This is a genomic window from Actinomycetospora sp. ABD4_176, from assembly GCF_056311855.1.
Genome location: NZ_CM149974.1, coordinates 1,410,573 through 1,429,012, shown reverse-complemented (window position 1 = coordinate 1,429,012; position 18,440 = coordinate 1,410,573). Strand labels below are relative to the sequence as shown.

Here is an 18,440-nt window from a genome sequence, read left to right as displayed (position 1 = left end):
GCAGCGCCGACCTCAGGCCAGCTCGAGACGACCCCGGACGCGCCGGCGGGCGGGCGCGGGCGGCTGCTGCTGCTCGACGGGCACTCGCTGGCCTACCGGGCGTTCTTCGCGCTGCCCACCGAGAACTTCAACACCACCACGGGGCAGACGACGAACGCCGTCTACGGCTTCACGTCGATGCTCATCAACCTGCTGCGCGACGAGGAGCCCACGCACGTCGCGGTCGCGTTCGACGTCTCGCGCCAGACGTTCCGCGCCGAGACCTACGCGGCCTACAAGGCCAACCGCAGCTCCACGCCCGACGAGTTCCGCGGCCAGATCGACCTGATCAAGGACATCCTGGCCGCGCTGGCGATCCCGGTCCTCGCGGTGGAGGGCTACGAGGCCGACGACCTCATCGCCACGCTGACGACGCAGGCGGTCGCGCAGGGGATGACGGTGTCGATCTGTACCGGCGACCGGGACGCGTTCCAGCTGGTCTCCGACGACGTCACGGTGCTCTACCCGCGCAAGGGCGTGTCGGACCTGGTGCGCTACACCCCCGAGCAGGTCATGGAGCGCTACACGCTCACCCCGGCGCAGTACCCGGACTTCGCGGCCCTGCGCGGCGACCCGAGCGACAACCTGCCGAGCATCCCGGGCGTGGGGGAGAAGACGGCGCAGAAGTGGATCCGCGAGTTCGGGTCGCTCGACGCGCTGGTCGACCGGGTGGACGAGGTGCGGGGCAAGGCCGGCGACGCGCTGCGCGAGCACCTGTCGTCGGTGGTGCTCAACCGCCAGCTCACCGAGCTGGTCCGCGACGTCGAGGGCATCGGGATGGGCCCGGACGACCTGGTGGTCCGGCAGTGGGACCGCGACGCGGTGCACCAGCTGTTCGACAACCTCGAGTTCCGCGTGCTGCGCGAGCGGCTGTTCTCCACGCTCACCGCGGCGGAGCCCGAGGCCGAGGAGGGCTTCGAGGTCCGCGGCGCGGCGCTGGAGACCGGCGCGGTGGCCGACTGGCTGGCCGACCACGCCCGTGACGGCAGCCGCGTCGGCCTCGCCTTCCGGGGCACCTGGGCGCACGGCACGGGCGACCTCGAGGGCATCGCGCTCGCGGCCGCCGACGGCGAGTCGGCGTACGTCGACGTCAGGGCGGTCGACGAGGCGGACGAGAAGGCGCTCGCCGCCTGGCTCGCCGACGTCGACGTGCCGAAGGCCGGTCACGAGGTCAAGGGGCCGAGCCACGCGGTGCGCGCCCGGGGCTGGCGGCTCGACGGGGTCACCAGCGACACCGCGCTCGCGGCCTACCTCGCCCGGCCCGGCGAGCGCAGCTTCGACCTCGCCGACCTCGCGCTGCGCTACCTGCGCCGCGAGCTGCGCGTCGAGGACAGCAGCGAGGGCGGCGACCAGCTCACCCTCGACGGCGGCGAGGAGGAGGCCGACACCGCGCTCGCCCAGGCCGAGATGCTGCGCGCCCGGGCGGTGTACGACCTCGCCGACAAGCTCGACGCCGACCTCGCCGAGCTCGGCGGCACCGCGCTGCTCACCGAGCTGGAGCTGCCGCTGCTCGCGGTGCTCGCCGACCTCGAGGCCGCCGGGGTCGCGGTCGACGTCAGCGCGCTGCACGACCTCGAGTCGCAGTTCTCCGCGCGCGTGCAGTCGGCGGCGCAGCAGGCGTACGACGTCATCGGCAAGGAGATCAACCTCGGCTCGCCCAAGCAGCTGCAGGTCGTGCTGTTCGACGAGCTGGAGATGCCGAAGACCAAGCGCACCAAGACCGGCTACACCACCGACGCGGACGCGCTGCAGACGCTCAACGAGTCGAACCCCCACCCGTTCCTCGAGCACCTCCTCGAGCACCGCGACGCCACGCGGCTGCGGGTGACGGTCAAGGGCCTGCTCGAGTCGTGCAGCGACGACGGGCGCATCCACACGACGTTCAACCAGACGATCGCGCGCACCGGGCGGCTGAGCTCCACCGAGCCCAACCTGCAGAACATCCCGGTGCGCACCGCGGAGGGCCGGCGCATCCGCGACACGTTCGTCGTGGGGTCGGACTCCGCCGACGGCGCGTTCGCCGAGCTCATGACCGTCGACTACTCGCAGATCGAGATGCGCATCATGGCGCACCTCTCGCGCGACGAGGCGCTGATCGAGGCGTTCCAGTCGGGGTACGACTTCCACTCCGCCACGGCGGCGCGGGTGTTCGCCGTCGGCGAGGACGAGGTGTCCCCGGCCCAGCGCGCCAAGATCAAGGCGATGAACTACGGCCTCGCCTACGGGCTCTCGGCCTACGGGCTCTCCGCCCAGCTCCGGATCTCCACCGACGAGGCCAAGGAGCTGATGGAGGAGTACTTCGCGCGGTTCGGCGGGGTGCGCGACTACCTGCAGCAGGTCGTCGGCCAGGCGCGCAAGGACGGCTACACCAGCTCGATCCTCGGCCGGCGCCGCTACCTGCCCGACCTCACGAGCGACAACCGCCAGCGTCGCGAGATGGCCGAGCGGATGGCGCTCAACGCCCCGATCCAGGGCAGCGCGGCCGACATCATCAAGGTCGCGATGCTCGGGGTGCACCAGGCGCTGCGCGACGAGGGCCTGCGCTCGCGGATGTTGCTCCAGGTCCACGACGAGCTCGTGCTCGAGGTCGCGGCGGAGGAGAAGGAGCAGGTCACCGAGCTGGTGCGCCGCGAGATGGGCGCGGCCTTCGAGCTCGACGTGCCGCTCGAGGTGTCGGTGGGCTTCGGGCGGTCCTGGGACCAGGCGGCGCACTAGCCGCAGCCGCCGGGCCGGAGCGGAGGTCCGCGGCGAGGAGCCGCCGCACTGGTACGCGACGGTACCGCGCGCTACGGTGGTACGCGTGAGTACCGAGCACCTCGACGTGGTCATCGTCGGCGCGGGCCTGTCCGGCATCGGGACGGCCTGCCACCTCGAGCGCGAGCTGCCCGACCACTCCTACGCGGTGCTCGAGGCCCGCGAGGACCTGGGCGGCACCTGGAGCCTCTTCCGGTACCCGGGCATCCGGTCCGACTCGGACATGCACACCCTCGGCTACCGGTTCCGCCCGTGGAGCAGCGCGACGGCGCTCGCCGACGGCCCGTCGATCCTCTCCTACGTCCGCGAGACGGCGCAGGAGTTCGGCGTCGACCGCAGGATCCGCTACGGGCACCGCGTGACCCGCGCGTCGTGGGACTCCGAGGCCCAGCGCTGGACGCTGGAGATCCCGGGGCAGGCGCCGCTGACGTGCTCGTTCCTGCTCATGTGCTCGGGCTACTACCGCTACGACCACGGCTACACCCCGGACCTGCCCGGCATCGACCGCTTCGGCGGCACCGTCGTGCACCCGCAGCTGTGGGACCCCGAGCTCGACCACGCGGGCCGGCGCGTCGTCGTCATCGGCAGCGGGGCCACCGCCGTCACGCTCGTCCCGGCGATGCTCGAGGGCGACGGCGCCGCCGCCCACGTCACGCAGCTCCAGCGCTCGCCGAGCTACGTCCTCTCGATCGGGCGCACCGACCCCGTCGCCGCGACCCTCTCGCGCTGGCTGCCCCGCGCGATCGCCGACCCGCTCACGCGCGCGAAGAACATCGCCCAGATCATCGCGCTGTACCAGATCAGCCAGCGTTTCCCGCGGTTCGTGCGGGGGCTGCTGCGCAAGGCCACGCAGGCGGCACTGCCCGCGGGCTACGACGTCGACACGCACTTCAACCCGCGTTACGACCCGTGGGACCAGCGCATGTGCATGGTCCCCGACGGCGACCTGTTCCGGGCGGTCCGGCGCGGCGACGCGGAGATCGTCACCGACACGATCGACACCTTCACCGAGACGGGCATCCGGCTCGCCTCCGGCCGCGAGCTCGAGGCCGACATCGTCGTCACCGCGACCGGGCTGACGCTGCAGATGTTCGGCGGCGCCGAGATCGTCGTCGACGGCGAGGTGCTGCACCTGCCCGACATCATGGCCTACAAGGGCATGATGCTCTCCGGCGTGCCCAACCTCGTGTACATGATCGGCTACACGAACGCGTCGTGGACGCTCAAGGTCGACCTCGTGGCCGAGTACGTCGTGCGGCTCCTGCGCCACCTGCGGAGGAGCGGCCTCGGGGTCGCGGTGCCCGAGCGCGACCCGTCGGTCGACGAGGCCCCGTTCCTCGACTTCGGTGCCGGCTACGTGCAGCGCTCGATCGACGAGCTGCCCAAGCAGGGCACGCGCGCGCCCTGGCGGCTGGCGATGAACTACGCCGTCGACGCCGTGTCGCTGCGGCGCAGCCGGGTCGACGACGAGGTGATGCGGTTCGTGCCGGCGAGCGCCGCCCGGGTGCCCGCCGAGGACCGCGCCGCGGGCTGACCGCGCCGGCCCCGGCCGGGCGGTGCGGGACCCGTCCGCGACGCGCGAGTCGGCTCACCCTTCGTGGTCGTCCGTGCACGGCGCGTGCGGCGGCCGACGAACGACCTGATGCAAGCGTCGATGCCGCCGTTCACGCGGCGCCGTTCCTCTGTGCGGCCGTCGAGGCGCCCCGATCGGCGCAGAGCGGGAATCTTTCGTATGCTTTCCGCCCACTCGGGTCGGGACGGCCGCGTCGCCGAACGGCGCACCGGGCAGGGGTCCGCCCGGCCCTCGACCTCCCCCTCGTCCGGAGGCTGACGGCCCGACCGACATCGACGCAGCGTGACGAGCTGGTCGGTCGGCGGCCGTCTCATCAGCGCTTCGGGGCTTCTCTGCGCGGCCATGGTCAACGCTGCGTGTACGGTTCGGCACCCTCACCACCGATGTGGCAACGAGGAGGGCGACCCGCAGCACATGGTCCCTGTCCTGGACTATCTCCCTCGCGGGGACACGCTGGACGCCGCTGCCCGGTCCGGCCGGCACCGTGTCCTGAACGGGTTCCTGCTCGCCGTCGTGCCGATCGCGGCCGTCGTCGGCCTCGCGGCCGGCGCCCCGGCGCCGGAGACGGCGCTCGCCGTCGTCGTACCGCTGCTCGCCGGACTCGTGGGTCTCCGGGTCGGCGCGGACCACCGGGGCGGTCCGCTCGTCGTCGCCGGCGGTCTCGGGGCCTCCTGCGCCGGGCTGGTGGCCCTCGGCGAGGGCGCCCCTGCCGCGCAGTTCTCCTTCTTCGTGCTCGTCGCCGCGGTGGCCCTCTACCGCTCGTGGATCCCGTTCGCCGGGTTCGCCGGGGCGGCCGTGGCGGGCACCGGGCTCGCCGTCGCGACGTCCTCCGCCGGACCGCTCGGTGGGGGATGGTGGCTGGTCCACGGCGTGGCGGTCGTGGCGGCGTGCGCCGGGGTGGCCGTCGTCGCGCGACTCGGTGAGGACGAGCAACAGCACCTGGTGGCCCGGGCGGAGGCGCTGTCGCGGGAGCAGGTCCGTCGACGGGAGTTCACCTCGGAGCTGCTGCTCAACCTGGCGCGCCGCAACCAGAGCATGTTCCACCGCCAGCTGGAGATCATCAACGACCTCGAGGAGCGGGAGCGCGACCCGGACGTCCTCGCCGACCTGTTCCGGCTCGACCACCTCGCCACCCGGGTGCGGCGCAACGCCGAGAGCCTGCTCGTGCTCTCCGGCGAGCAGCCCGCCCGCGTGTGGTCGGCCCCCGTCGCGCTGCGGGACGTCGTGCGCGCCGGGGTCGCCGAGACCGAGGAGCTCGACCGGGTGACCCTCGTGGTCGACGAGCGCCTGCGGGTCGTCGGGAGTGCGGTGGCCGACCTGACCCACGTGGTCGCCGAGCTGGTCGAGAACGCGGTGCGCTCCTCCCCGCCGTCCGCGCCGGTGGTGGTGCAGAGCCGCGCCGACCGGCGCCGGCCAGGCGCGTTCCTGGTCGTCGTCGAGGACACGGGCGCCGGGATGCCGCCGCCGGAGCTGGCGGCGGCCAACGACCTGCTCGCGCGCCCGCAGGAGGTCGACGCGCTGGCGGCGACGCGGCGGCTCGGCTTCCACGTGGTGTCGCGCCTCGTGGCGCGGCACGGGATCGAGGTCTCGCTGACGCCGACGCCCGGGTGCGGTGTCACCGCGGTGGTCGTGCTGCCGCCCGCCCTCTTCGCGGAGCCGGCTGCGTCGACGCCGGGTCCGGGCCCCGGCTCCTCCGCGGACTCCGCGGTCCCGATGCCACGACGCGGCGCCGACGACGACGGCCACCCGGGGCGCGACCCGGTGGGCGCGGGTGGACGCCACGCCTGGCCCGGAGGTGGCCCGACGTCCGGGCGGGCGGGCGGGCCACCGGCGCCGCCCGGAGCGCACGCGGCCGCCTCGGGTGGGGAGCCGCCCGGGCCCCCCGAGTCCCGCGAGGTGGGCGAGGCCGGCGGCCACGAGCACGGGGCGGGCGGGGACGGGCACACCACCGTCGAGCACCCGCCACCGACGCCGCCGCCGCCCGCGCCGCGTCCCGGGCTGATCCACCCGATCGTCGTACCGCCGCCGCCCTCGCCCGCCGTCACCGGGGACGGTCCGGAGGTCCGGGCGGCCCGCCCGGATCGCTCACCGGGTCATCCCCCCGGTCGCATGCCGGCGGCGGCCCCGCCGCCGCGCCGGGTGCCGGGGCAGGCCCCGGGGACCCCCGGGCGGTCGGGGGTCGTCCTCGCCCGGCGCACACCGCAGACCCATCTCGCGCCCGAGCTCGTGCGTCCGGGCGGAGCGCCCCCCGGCTCCGACGACGAGCCGGGGCCGGCGCCGGCGCCGGCGGGCGCGACCCCTCCCGACGGCTCTGGGCCCGGGGGCCTCGGGGCGGTGCAGGCCCTGTCGGCCTACCAGGCGAGCCGCGCCGTCGCCCGCTCCGAGATCGACGGGGGTCCCGCCGCGGACCGCGGCGCCGACGAGGTGGACACCGAGGGCCGGCGCGGCCCGTCCGGCGACGGCGAGACGACGAGGAGGCAGCCATGAGCACCCCGACCGACGACGGGCTGGACTGGCTGCTGTCCGACTTCGCGACCGCCACGCCGGGCGTGCGGCATGTGCTCGTCGTGTCCGCCGACGGGCTGCGCCTGGCGGTGAGCAACGGGGTCGATCCCCGGCTCGCCGACCAGATGTGCGCGGCGGTGTCGGGCCTCGTGAGCCTGGCGCGGGGCACCGCCACCCTCCTCGACGGGGAGCCCGTCACCCAGACCATCGTCGAGATGGCGGGCGGGTACCTGTTCGCGAGTGCGATCAGCCTCGGCTCGACGCTGGCCGTGGTGACCACGCGCGCCGCCGACATGGGGCTCGTGGGCTACGAGATGACGCTGCTCGCGGCACGGGTCGGGCACGCCCTGACGCCGTCGCCCGCGAGGTCGCCGGGAGGCCCCGGCCGGGGAGCCCCGTGAGCGTCGACGGCCGGGAGGACACCCGCAGCGACGGCGGGCGGGTCGTCCCGAACTACGCGTTCACCGCCGGCCGCACGCGATCGGCGCGCGGTGCCGACATGCCGATCGAGGCCCTGGTGACCGCCACGGAGTCCGGCCTCGCCGCGGCGGCGGGCCTGCCGCCGGAGTCGCGGGCGATCATCGAGGCGAGCACGGGGCCGCAGTCGCTGGCCGAGATCGGGGCGCTGCTCGAGGTCCCCCTCGGCGTGGCGCGGGTGCTCGTCAGCGACCTCGCCGCCGACGACCACCTCGCCGTCCACCTGCCCCTCGTCGGGACCGACGGCCGCCCCCGTCGGGAACTCCTGGAAAGGCTCCTCGATGGTCTCCGTGCACGATGACCACGCCCCCGACGGTGGCGTGGCGCGCGGCGGGCCGGAGGCGGCGCAGGCCGAGCTGCTCCCGCTGAAGATCCTCGTCGCCGGCGGGTTCGGGGTCGGGAAGACGACCCTCGTCGGAGCCCTGTCGGAGATCCCGCCGCTGTCCACCGAGCAGGAGATGACCAGCCTGTCGGAGGGGATCGACGACACGAGCGCCGTGCCGGAGAAGACCACGACCACCGTGGCGATGGACTTCGGTCGCGTGACGATCGACGACGCCCTGGTGCTGTACCTGTTCGGCACGCCGGGCCAGTCGCGCTTCTGGTTCATGTGGGACGAGCTCGCTCGCGGTGCCGTCGGAGCGGTGATCCTCGTCGACCTGCGACGCATCGACGAGTGCTTCGCCGCCGTCGACTACTTCGAGAACCGCGGCGTGCCGTTCGTCGTCGCGCTCAACGACTTCCCCGGCACCGAGGGGATCGACGACCACGCCGTGCGGGACGCGCTCGCCGTGCCGCCGGGCTGCCCGCTCGTGCACGTCGACGCGCGCGACGGCACTTCCTGCACGGCGGCCCTGATCTCGCTGGTGGAGCACGCCCTCGCGGAGGCCGCCTGACCGTTGCGGGACCGGGCGACTCAGCCCGAGCGATCGCCGCGCAGCGCCTCGAGGAGATCGTCGAGTGCGTCGAGGCGGTGGGCGCTGACCACGGCGTCGCAGTGTGGCCACGCCGCGGCGATCCCGCGGGCGAGCGGCTGGAAGTGCGGCCGGGCGGTGCGCGGGTTGGCCCACACGACGCGGTGGGCGAGGCGATGGAGGTGGGCCATCTCGCGGCCGAGCAGCGCCGGGTCGCCGGTGTCCCAGCCGTCGGAGACGACGAGCAGGACCGCGCCGCGGGCCATGCCGCGCCGCCCCCACCGGCGGGTGAACTCCGCGATCGACTCGCCGATGCGGCTGCCGCTCGACCAGTCCGTCGCGAGGCTGCCGGCGCGGGCGAGGGCGTCCTCCGGTCCGCGCCGGGCGAGGGCCGGGGTCAGCCGCGTCAGGCGGGTGGCGAAGGTGAAGATCTCGGCGCGTGACGAGACCCGGGCGCACCACAGCATCTGGAGCAGGGCGCGGGCGTACGGCTCCATCGAGCCGGAGATGTCACACAGCACGACCAGCCGCCGCGGGCGCGGGCGCCGGGTCCGCCGGGCGAGCGTCACCGGGTGTCCGCCGGTGCGACGGGCCCGGCGTAGCGTCGCCCGCAGGTCGACCGTGTCGCCGCGCGGCGAGGCCCGGTTGCGGCGGGACGGGCGCGAGGGGGTGGCCACGCGGAACCGGCGCATCGCCACCGTGAGGGCGGCGAGCTCGGCGGGGGAGAGGTCGGCGAAGTCGCGGGCGCCGAGACGCTCCGCCGCGCTGGCGGCCATCGGCACCGGCCGGGGGTCGTCGTCCGCGGAGGCCTCGCCGGTGGCGGGGTCGACCCGGGGGACGCCTCCGGTCGCGGCGGTGCCCCGGGCCGGGTCGGCGACGGGCGGCGGCGCGTGCTCGTCACCGCGGGCGTCCGCGGGATCGGTGGGGCCGGCCGTCTCGGTGGGGTCGCCCGCCCCGAACACCGCCCCGAACACCGCGTCGAAGGCGGGGAGGAGGGCGAGGTCGGTGAGCAGCGTGACGCGTGCGACCCAGTACAGCTCCCGCGTGCTCGCCGGGTCCGCCGCGACGACACCGGCCGCGAACCGTGTCGCCTGCCCGACGTCGACGGGCACACCCACGCGCCGCAGGGCGGTGGCGAACCGGGCGGCGAGGGTCGCCAGGTCGGGGCCGGCGCGGTCAGGGGCCACCGACGACCGACTCCAGCCCCGCCCGCAGGACCAGCTCGCGGTCCTCGTCGTGCTTGACGACGGCGCCCAGCGTGCGGCGCGCCTGCTCGGCGTCGAGCCGTTCGACGCCGAGCGCGTGCAGGGCGCGCACCCAGTCGATGGCCTCGGCGAGGCCCGGCGGCTTGAGCAGGGCGGCGGCCCGCAGCCGGGCCAGCGCGTGGGCGACCTGGTCGGCGAGGACGTCGCCGACCTCCGGGACCCGGACGCGGATGATCGACTCGACCGCGGCGGTGTCGGGATGCGGGATCGCGTGGTGCAGGCAGCGCCGGGTGAGCGCGTCGTGCAGGTCCCGGGTCCGGTTCGAGGTGAGGACGACGACGGGTCGGTGCACGGCGCGCCGGGTGCCGAGCTCAGGGATGGTCACCGCGCCCTCGGCGAGGAGCTCGAGCAGGTGGGCCTCGAACTCGTCGTCGGCGCGGTCGACCTCGTCGATCAGCAGGACGGCCGGTCGCGGCCCGGGGTGGGTGACCGCGGCGAGGAGCGGTCGCGCCAGCAGGAACTCCTCGCCGAACAGGTCGTCGTCGTCCAGCGGCTGACCTCGGCTCTCGGCGAGCCGGATGGCGAGCAGCTGGCGGGGATGGTTCCACTCGTAGAGCGCCTCGGCCGCGGTGAGCCCCTCGTAGCACTGCAGACGCACCAGCGGCGTGTCGACGACCTCGGCCAGGGCGAGGGCGGCGCGGGTCTTCCCGACGCCCGGCTCGCCCTCGAGCAGCAGCGGCTGGCGCAGGGCGACGGCGAGGAACAGCGCGGTGCCCAGCCCGTCGTCGGCGAGGTAGCCGGTCGCGGCCAGCGCGGACCGCAGCGACGCGACGTCGGTCGGGAGCGCCGTCACGAGCGGCCCGCCGCGAGGTCGACGGCCGTGAACCGCGCCGGGTCGTCGAGGAACGCGCGCCGGCAGCCCGGGCCGCAGAACCACCACGTCCGGCCGTCGACGACCGCGGACGGGTCGGCCGCGGCGCCGGCCACCGCCATCCCGCACACCGGGTCGACCACCGGTCCGGCGCCGTCCCCGTGGTCCACGGCCGCGGGCGGCCGGGCCACCCGTTCCCGGCCGGCGACCATCTCCGCGTAGATCGAGAGGGCGATCTCCGCCGGCGTCGTGGCGCCGAGGTCGAGACCGGCCGGGGTCCGCACCCGGGCGCGCTCCGACGGCGTGAGGTCGAGCGCGTCGAGGACGGCCGTCCCTCGTGTCCGGCTCGCGACCAGCGCCACGTAGGGCACGCCGGCGCGCAGCGCGGCGTCCAGCGCCTCCTCCTCGTCGCGCCCGTGCGCGGCGACGACGACGGCCGCCGGGGGGAGGAGGTCGCCCACGTCGACGAGGCCGACGACGGGTCCCCGCCGGCGCGGACGTCGAAGTCCATGGCCTCGCCGATCCGCACCAGGGCCCGCGCCACCGGGCCGTCGCCGTACACGTGCACCACGGTCGGCGGCACCATGGCCTCCAGGAAGATCTCGAGGGTGCCGCCGGACAGGCACGGGTTGTCGACCGTGATGACCCCCTCGCGCTCCGCCGGCCCACCGCCGGCCGGTCCGGTCGCCGCGTCCCCGTCGGTCGGGACGATCCGCAGCAGGGTCGAGCTGCGGTCGCGCAGCAGGCGCAGCCCCTCCACCCGCACCGTCGTCTCGGCGCAGGCCCCGCCCACGAACCCCTCGAGGGTGCCGTCGGGCAGGACGAGCGCGCTGTCGCCGGCCCGGGCGCTCGTGGGGCTCTGGGCCCGGACGACGGTGGCGAGCACGAAGGGCGTCCCGGCGTCGCGCAGCGCCCCGGCACGACGGAGGACGTGCGCGGTGGTCACGTGATCGCGAGGTCGGTGCGCAGGGGACGGCCCTGGGCGGCGCACCAGACGGCGGCCGGGGTCAGCGGCATGTCGGCGTGCCGGACCCCGTAGGGCGCCAGCGCGTCGATCACCGCGTTCACGATCGCGGGCGGCGAGCCGACCGTGGCCGACTCCCCGATGCCCTTGGCGCCGATCGGGTGGTGCGGTGACGGGGTCACGGTCTCGCCGAGCTCCCAGGACGGGCACTCCAGCGAGGTCGGCAGCAGGTAGTCCATCATCGACCCGCCCAGGCAGTTGCCGTCGAGGTCGAACGCGATGCCCTGCATCAGCGCCATCCCGACCCCGTCGGCGAGCCCCCCGTGGATTTGCCCCTCCACGATCATCGGGTTGATCCGCACGCCGCAGTCGTCGACGGCCACGAACCGCCGGACGTCGACCGCGCCCGTGCCGGGGTCGACGTCGACGACGCAGACGTAGGCGCCGCACGGGTAGGTGAGGTTGGGCGGGTTGTAGACGCACGTGGCGTCGAGGTGGCCCTCGACGCCCTCGGGCAGCTCGAGGTTCGAGTGCGCCGCCATGGCGATCTCGGCCATCGACCGCGACGCCTCGGGGTCACCGGCGACCTGCCAGCGCCCGTCGTGCCACTCGAGGTCCTCGGGCGCGACCTCCAGCATGGCCGCGGCCACGATGCGCGCGCGCTCGCGGACCTTGCGGGCGACGACCGCGGTGGCGGCTCCCGAGACCGGTGTCGAGCGCGAGCCGTAGGTGCCCAGCCCGAACGGCGTGAGGTCGGTGTCGCCGTGCACCACCTCGACATCGTCGGGGGAGATCCCCAGCTCCTGCGCGACGATCTGGGCGAACGTCGTCTCGTGCCCCTGTCCCTGGCTCTGCGCGGAGATGCCGAGGACGGCCTTGCCGGTGGGGTGGACGCGGAGGTCGGCGCCGTCGGCCATCCCCAGGCCGAGGATGTCCATGGTGCGGCGCGGACCGGCGCCCACGGCCTCGGTGAAGAAGCTCAGCCCGATGCCCATGAGGCGCACGCGTTCCCCGGCCTCGTGGCGGCGGCGCCGGTCGGCCTGCTCGGCGCGCAGCGCCTCGTACCCGGCCTTGTCCAGCGCGACCTGCAGGGTGTGCGGGTAGTCGCCGGAGTCGTACTCCCACCCCGTGGCGCTGCGATAGGGGAACTGGTCGGGGCGCAGGAGGTTGCGCATCCGCAGCTCGGCGGGGTCGACGCCGAGGTCGTGGGCGACGACGTCGACCATCCGCTCGACGAGGTACACGGCCTCGGTGATCCGGAACGAGCACGCGTAGGCGACGCCGCCGGACGCCTTGTTGGTGTAGACCCCGGTCACCGCGCAGTGCGCGGCCTCGAGGTCGTAGGAGCCGGTGAACACCCCGAAGAAGCCGGCCGGGAACTTCGTCGGCTGGGCGGTGGCGTTGAAAGCGCCGTGGTCGGCCAGCACGTCGACCCGCACCGCGCGGATCGTGCCCTCGTCCGTCACCGCCACCTCCCCGCGCATGTGGTAGTCGCGGGCGAAGGAGGTGCTCATGAGGTTCTCGGAGCGGTCCTCCATCCACTTGACCGGCTTGCCGGTGACGATGGAGGCGACGATCGCGCACACGTAGCCGGGGTAGATGCCGACCTTGTTGCCGAAGCCCCCGCCGATGTCCGGGGACACGACGCGGATCTTGTGCTCGGGCAGGCCGGCGACCAGCGCGTAGAGCGTCCGGTGCGCGTGCGGGGCCTGCGTGGTGGTCCAGAGCGTGAGCTTGCCGGTCACCGGGTCCATGTCGGCGATCGCGCCGCAGGTCTCCAGGGGCGCCGGGTGCACCCGCGGGTAGAGGATGTCCGCGGTGACGACGCGCTGGTCGGGCGCGGCCTCGGCCTCGGCGAACACCCGGTCGGTGGCCGCGGAGTCGCCGGACTCCCAGTCGAAGATGTGGTTGTCGGCCTGGCCGTCCTTGTCGTCGCGCACCACCGGGGTGCCCGTCTCGAGGGCGCGTCGGGCGTCGATGACCGGCTCGAGCGGCTCGTACTGCACGTCGATGAGGTCCAGCGCGTCCCGCGCGGCGTACTTGTCGTCGGCGACGACGAAGGCGACCTCCTGGCCCTGGAACCGGACCTTGTCGGTGGCCAGCACCGCCTGCGTGTCGTTCGACAGCGTCGGCATCCACGCCAGGCCGAGCCCGGTCAGGGTCTCGCCGGTGATCACGGCGTGGACCTTCGGGTGCGCCTCGGCGGCGCTGGTGTCCACCGAGGTGATGCGAGCGTGGGCCAGCGGGCTGCGCAGCACCGCGCCGTGGAGCATGCCCGGCAGCACGACGTCGTCGACGTAGCGGCCCCGGCCGCGCACGAAGCGGGCGTCCTCCTTGCGCTTCATCGAGCCGTAGCCGCGCGGCGTCTCGGCCTCGGCGTGGATCTGGACCGCCGGGTCCTGCACACCGGGGATACGGCTGTCGTCGATGCTGGTCACGGGGCCACCTCGCTCTGCTGCTCGGCACGGTTCTTCTCGGCAGCCCACCGCACGGACCGCACGATGTTCTCGTAGCCGGTGCATCGGCAGATCTGCCCGGAGATCGCCTCCCGGATGGTCGCGGGGGAGGGGTCGGGGTCGCGGTCGAGCAGGGCGCGGGTGGTCATGAGCATCCCTGGGGTGCAGAAGCCGCACTGCAGGCCGTGGCAGGTCACGAACCCCTCCTGCACCGGGTCGAGCTCGGCGCCGTTCGCGAGGCCCTCCACGGTGTCCACCGCGGCCCCGTCGGCCATGACCGCGAGGACGGTGCAGGACTTGACCGGGACCCCGTCGAGGCGGACCACGCAGGCACCGCAGTTGGTGGTGTCGCAGCCCCAGTGGGTGCCGGTCAGGCGAAGCTCGTCGCGCAGGAAGTGGGTGAGCAGCAGGCGAGGTTCGACGTCACGGGTCTGCGGCACCCCGTTGACGCGGACGGTGATCTCCATGTCAGGCCTCTCCTCGGGCGCGCGCGGTGGCGCGCTGGAGCGTGCGGGTCACCAGCTCGCTGACGAGGTGGCGCTTGTAGTCGACGGGTCCGCGCTGGTCGGCCGACGGCGAGCAGTGCTCGGCCGCGAGCCGGGCGGCCGCGGCGAAGGCGTCGTCGGTGGCGGGGCCGCCGCGCAGGGCGTCCTCGGCCTCCGGGGCGACGAAGTGCGGGGCGCCCACGGCGGTGAGGCCGATGCCGACGTCGACAACGGTGTCGCCGTCGAGGGTGACCACCGCCCCGGCCGACGCCACGGCCCAGTCCCCGGCCCGACGCTCGATCTTCTGGTAAGCGCTCCCGGTCGCCGCACGGATCGGGACCCGCACCTCGAGCAGCAGCTCGCCGTGGGCCACGGCGGTCTCGTAGGGACCGTGGTGGAACTCGCGGACCGGCACGACGCGCTCGCCGTCGGCCGAGCGGATCACCACCGAGGCGCGGAGCGCGGAGAACGCCGCCGAGAGGTCCTCCGACGGGTCGGCCTGGCAGAGCGAGCCGCCGACCGTGCCGCGATTGCGGACGACCGGGTCGGCGATGAGGCGCTCGGCGTCGGCGAGGATCGGGAAGTGCTCGCGCACGATGGGGGAGTCGAGGACCTCGCCGTGGCGCACCATGGCGCCCAGGCGCACCTCGTCGCCCTCGACGGCGACGCCGGTGAGCTCGGAGAGCCCGTTGATGTCGATGAGCGCGGTCGGCTCGGCGAGGCGGAGCTTCATCATCGGGATGAGGCTGTGCCCGCCGGCGACGACGAGGGCGTCGGGTCCGTGGCGGCGCAAGAGCGCGATGGCCTCGTCGACGCTGCCGGCCTTCGCGTAGGCGAACTGGGCGGGGACCTGCATGGGTTTCCCCTCGGTGGTGGGAGTCGGAGCGGGGCCGGCGTGGTCGGCCCCGCCGCGACGCGTGTGGGCTCGGTCACCCTCGCCGACGCCCGATCGTTGGGACAGTCGGAGTTGAGCGATCGCTCAACCGGGCGCTGGCCGCTCCCCTGGGGCTGCACAAGACTCGTGTGGGTGACGTTGACCCAGCTGCACACCTTCGTGCTGGTGGCTCGCCTGGGCACGGTGCGGGCGGCGGCCGAGGCGCTCGGCGTCACCGACTCGGCGGTGTCGCAAGCCCTGTCGGTGCTGCGCAAGCACCTCGACGACCCCCTCGTGGTGCGGGTCGAGGGCCGGATGGAGCCGACCCCGGCCGGCGTCCGCCTGCTCGGGCTGGCGTCGCAGATGGTGGCCCTGGGTGCCGAGGCGGAGGCCGCGGTGCGCACCGCGCAAGGGCGCGCCGAGGAACTGCGGGTGGTGACCACCTCGGTCACCGCGGAGTTCGTCGCCGGGCCCGTGACCGCGGCGTTCGACGCCCGCGGTGGCGGCTTCGACGTCTCGACCGGGGTGGCGTCCACCGCCGAGCTGGAGGTCCTCGTGGCCAACCGGCTCGCCGACGTCGCCCTCGGCCCGGCGCTCGGCGCCGACCCCGGTCTCCGGCTGGCGTCCGAACCGGTGCTGCGGACCCAGTTGGTCGCCGTCGCCGCTCCCGGGCTGCGTCTCGCGGGCCGCCCCGCGGGCTGGCCCTGGCTGGCGGACCCGAGCGCGGGTGACCCGGACAGCGAGACCAGCGAGCTGTTGCGCCGCCTCGGCGTGCCGGAGGACCGGGTGCGGGTGTTCGGCTCCCACGCCGGCGCCTGGGACGCGGCGGTGGCCGGCGGTGGTGTCGCCGTGGCGACGGCGCACCTCGTCAACCCGCAGGTCCGCCGGGGCGATCTGCGGGTCGTGCCGACCCCGTCCACCCCGCTCGCGGGAGCCTGGCACGCCACGACCCTCCGCCCGGAGCTGCGCGGCGCGGGGGCCGCGGCGTTCCTGCGCTTCCTCACGACACCCGAGGCGATGGCGTTGATGCGGTCCCCGCACGGTGGAGTGGTGCCCTCACGGTTCCGCCCGCCGGTGTACGTCACGATCTGGAACTAGCCACCGGGGGATCGCGCGAGGCGGAGGCTGCTGGCGACCACGAGCGCCGACGAGGCGGCCATCGCCCCGCCCGCGACGAGCGGGCTGAGCAGGCCCGCCGCGGCGACGGGGAGGGCGGCGACGTTGTAGGCGAAGGCCCAGGCGAGGTTGCGGCGGATCGTGCGCCGGGTGGCGCGCGCGAGACCGAGCGCCGCGGGGACGACCCCGAGCCCGTCCCGCACGAGCACCATGTCGGCGGCTCCGATCGCGACTTCGGTGCCCGAGCCCATCGCCAGCCCGAGGTCGGCCCGGGCCAGCGCGGGGGCGTCGTTCACCCCGTCCCCGACCATCGCCACCGACACCCCCTCGGCGCGCAGCCGGTCGATCTCAGCCGCCTTCCCGTCGGGGGTGACGCCGGCGATCACGTCGTCCACCCCGACCGCGTCCGCGACCCGCCGGGCGGCTGCGGCGTGATCGCCGGTGAGGAGCACGGTCCGCACGCCGAGTGCCCGGAGGGTCTCGATCGCGCGGGCGGCGTCCGGCTTGACGCCGTCCGCCAGCGCGAAGGCGCCGACCACGGCGGAGCCGCGGCCGACCAGCACCGTGGTGTACCCCGCGCGCTCCCACCGTGCGGTGCACGCGGCGATGTCCCGGGGAGGTGCGAGGCCCTCGGCGGCGAGCAGGCGCGGCGAACCGACGGTGACCACCTCCCCGCCCACGCGACCCCGGGCGCCCGACCCTGCGAGGGTCACGGCGTCGTCCGCGCGGGGCGGCTCGCCGCTCGTCGCGCGGGCCAGCGCGACGAGCGCGGTCGCCAGCGGGTGCTCGGAGTGTGCCTCCACGGCGGCGGCCCACCGGGCGACGTCGAGCGGGGACACGGCGACGACGCAGGTGGCGTCGACGACCGCCATCCGGCCGTCGGTCACCGTGCCCGTCTTGTCGAGCACCACCACGTCGACGGCGTGCGCGGCCTCGAGCGCGCGGTGGCCGGTGAGGAAGACGCCCAGGCGGGCGCCGCGATCGGTGGCGACGAGCAGGGCCATCGGGGTCGCGAGGCCGAGGGCGCACGGGCAGGCGATGACGAGGACGCACAGGGCCGTCGAGAACGCCCCGAGGTCCCACCCGCCCAGGAGCCCCCAGGCGAGCGCCGTCCCCGCCGCGAGGACGAGCACGGCGGGCACGAACACCGCGCAGATCCGGTCGGCGACGCGCTGGGCACCCGCGCGCTCGCTGCGCGTGCGCTCGACCAGCGCGACCAGGCGGGCGAGCCGTGTCTCCGGCCCCGCCCGCGCCACCCGGACCACGAGGGTCCCGGCCACCAGCCGGGTGCCCGCGTGCACCCTCCCGCCCGGCGTCACGTCCCGGGGGACGGGCTCGCCGGTGAGCGAGCTGGTGTCGACGGCCCCGGATCCCTCGACCACCTCGCCGTCGGCCGCCACGACGCCCCCGGCCGTGCCCCGCACCACGATCTCGTCGCCCGGCGCCAGCGCCGTGACCGCCACCTCGCGCTCGGCGCCGCCGCGCCGCAGGACCGCACGGCGCGGCCGCAGGCCGGCCAGCGCCGTAACCGTGCGGCCCGCGCGACGTCGGGCAGTGGCCTCGAAGAGCCGTCCCCCCAGCAGGAACACCACGACGACGAGGGCCACGTCGAGGTAGAGGGGACCGTCCACGAACGATCCGGCGACCGCGGCGACGACGCCGAGCGAGACCAGGGTGTCCATCGAGGCGGTGCCGTGGCGCGCCCCGGCGAGCGCCGCGCGGTGGAACGGCCACGCGCACCAGACCACCACGGGTGCGGCGAGCACGAGCAGCACGGCCGTCGAGCCCGGGAACCGCAAGTGGGGGTCGATCGCCAGGCTCATGGCGACGTGGGCCACCGGGACACCGACGAGCAGGGCGACGACGACGCGGCGGCGCAGGTCGCGCACGCCGCGATCGTCGGGGTCGGGAGGCCCGGGGGCGGCAGGGTCTTCGGCGGGGTCGTCGGCGGGGTCGTCGGCCCGCCGGGCCCGGAAGCCGAGGCGCTCGACCTCGGCCACGAGCTCGCCGGCGCGCTCCGGACCGGCCCCCTGGACGCGCGCCCGACCGGCCACGAGGTCGACGCGCGCGACGACCCCGTCGAGACGGTCGAGGCGGCGCTCGAGGCGCGCCGCGCAGGCCGCGCAGGTCATGCCCTCGACGACGAGCTCGATCTCGGCGTCCCGCACCGCGGCGTCGGACGCGGTCGTGCGGGCGACGCTCATCGG

General features: G+C 75.2%; 14 protein-coding genes and 1 pseudogene. 7 read left to right on the top strand and 8 right to left on the bottom strand.

The annotated features are described in order from the left end of the window. Positions 1 to 63 precede the first annotated feature (63 nt). The 6 genes from polA to ACYX4T_RS06920 all read left to right on the top strand — a co-directional run bounded on the left by polA (position 64) and on the right by ACYX4T_RS06920 (position 8,244). On the top strand, positions 64 to 2,754 hold the full coding sequence (gene polA, locus ACYX4T_RS06945; protein ID WP_476015207.1) for a DNA polymerase I: 2,691 nt from the start codon (positions 64 to 66) through the stop codon (positions 2,752 to 2,754). 85 nt (positions 2,755 to 2,839) lie between these two features. Then, positions 2,840 to 4,327: a flavin-containing monooxygenase gene (locus ACYX4T_RS06940; RefSeq protein WP_476013821.1), complete on the top strand. Its 1,488-nt coding sequence runs from the start codon at positions 2,840 to 2,842 to the stop codon at positions 4,325 to 4,327. Positions 4,328 to 4,780: 453 nt separating this feature from the next. Beyond that, positions 4,781 to 6,853: a sensor histidine kinase gene (locus tag ACYX4T_RS06935; protein WP_476013820.1), complete on the top strand. Its 2,073-nt coding sequence runs from the start codon at positions 4,781 to 4,783 to the stop codon at positions 6,851 to 6,853. Continuing rightward, entirely contained in the window at positions 6,850 to 7,272 is a 423-nt protein-coding gene (locus ACYX4T_RS06930; protein ID WP_476013819.1) for a roadblock/LC7 domain-containing protein, read from the top strand. The genes ACYX4T_RS06935 and ACYX4T_RS06930 overlap by 4 nt, the downstream gene beginning before the upstream one ends. Further along, positions 7,269 to 7,649, top strand: coding sequence for a DUF742 domain-containing protein (locus tag ACYX4T_RS06925; protein WP_476013818.1), 381 nt, complete (start codon positions 7,269 to 7,271; stop codon positions 7,647 to 7,649). Before ACYX4T_RS06930 ends, ACYX4T_RS06925 begins: the two co-directional genes overlap by 4 nt. Further along, positions 7,639 to 8,244 carry a GTP-binding protein gene (locus tag ACYX4T_RS06920; protein ID WP_476013817.1) on the top strand — a complete coding sequence of 202 codons (606 nt, stop codon included), beginning with the start codon at positions 7,639 to 7,641 and terminating at the stop codon, positions 8,242 to 8,244. The genes ACYX4T_RS06925 and ACYX4T_RS06920 overlap by 11 nt, the downstream gene beginning before the upstream one ends. Before the next feature lie 20 nt (positions 8,245 to 8,264). Here ACYX4T_RS06920 and ACYX4T_RS06915 read toward each other — a convergent pair whose 3' ends face one another. The 7 genes and pseudogenes from ACYX4T_RS06915 to ACYX4T_RS06885 form a co-directional block, all read right to left on the bottom strand. Beyond that, on the bottom strand, positions 8,265 to 9,449 hold the full coding sequence (locus tag ACYX4T_RS06915) for a vWA domain-containing protein (protein ID WP_476013816.1): 1,185 nt from the start codon (positions 9,447 to 9,449) through the stop codon (positions 8,265 to 8,267). Continuing rightward, positions 9,439 to 10,320, bottom strand: a complete 882-nt coding sequence (locus tag ACYX4T_RS06910; protein ID WP_476013815.1) for an AAA family ATPase — start codon at positions 10,318 to 10,320, stop codon at positions 9,439 to 9,441. Before ACYX4T_RS06910 ends, ACYX4T_RS06915 begins: the two co-directional genes overlap by 11 nt. Next, a complete protein-coding gene (locus tag ACYX4T_RS06905; RefSeq protein ID WP_476013814.1) occupies positions 10,317 to 10,799 on the bottom strand; it encodes an XdhC family protein in 483 nt (160 codons plus the stop codon). Before ACYX4T_RS06905 ends, ACYX4T_RS06910 begins: the two co-directional genes overlap by 4 nt. 311 nt (positions 10,800 to 11,110) lie before the next feature. Next, a pseudogene (locus ACYX4T_RS06900) lies at positions 11,111 to 11,224 on the bottom strand (XdhC family protein); the annotation flags it as partial. A 56-nt stretch (positions 11,225 to 11,280) separates the two neighbouring features. Then, the gene (locus ACYX4T_RS06895) at positions 11,281 to 13,647 is read right to left on the bottom strand and encodes an aerobic carbon-monoxide dehydrogenase large subunit (protein WP_476015206.1); all 2,367 of its coding nucleotides are present in this window, start codon (positions 13,645 to 13,647) and stop codon (positions 11,281 to 11,283) included. Between the two features lie 89 nt (positions 13,648 to 13,736). Beyond that, positions 13,737 to 14,225: a (2Fe-2S)-binding protein gene (locus tag ACYX4T_RS06890; RefSeq protein WP_476013813.1), complete on the bottom strand. Its 489-nt coding sequence runs from the start codon at positions 14,223 to 14,225 to the stop codon at positions 13,737 to 13,739. A gap of 1 nt (position 14,226) precedes the next feature. After that, complete coding sequence (locus ACYX4T_RS06885; protein ID WP_476013812.1) at positions 14,227 to 15,099, bottom strand: FAD binding domain-containing protein; 873 nt, start codon at positions 15,097 to 15,099, stop codon at positions 14,227 to 14,229. A gap of 171 nt (positions 15,100 to 15,270) precedes the next feature. On the opposite strand from ACYX4T_RS06885, the gene ACYX4T_RS06880 reads away from it, so the two are divergent. Beyond that, positions 15,271 to 16,215 (top strand): LysR family transcriptional regulator, encoded by a 945-nt coding sequence (locus tag ACYX4T_RS06880; RefSeq protein WP_476013811.1) that lies wholly within the window; start codon positions 15,271 to 15,273, stop codon positions 16,213 to 16,215. Here ACYX4T_RS06880 and ACYX4T_RS06875 read toward each other — a convergent pair. Then, positions 16,212 to 18,437 (bottom strand): heavy metal translocating P-type ATPase, encoded by a 2,226-nt coding sequence (locus ACYX4T_RS06875; protein WP_476013810.1) that lies wholly within the window; start codon positions 18,435 to 18,437, stop codon positions 16,212 to 16,214. The genes ACYX4T_RS06880 and ACYX4T_RS06875 overlap by 4 nt on opposite strands. Positions 18,438 to 18,440 lie beyond the last annotated feature (3 nt).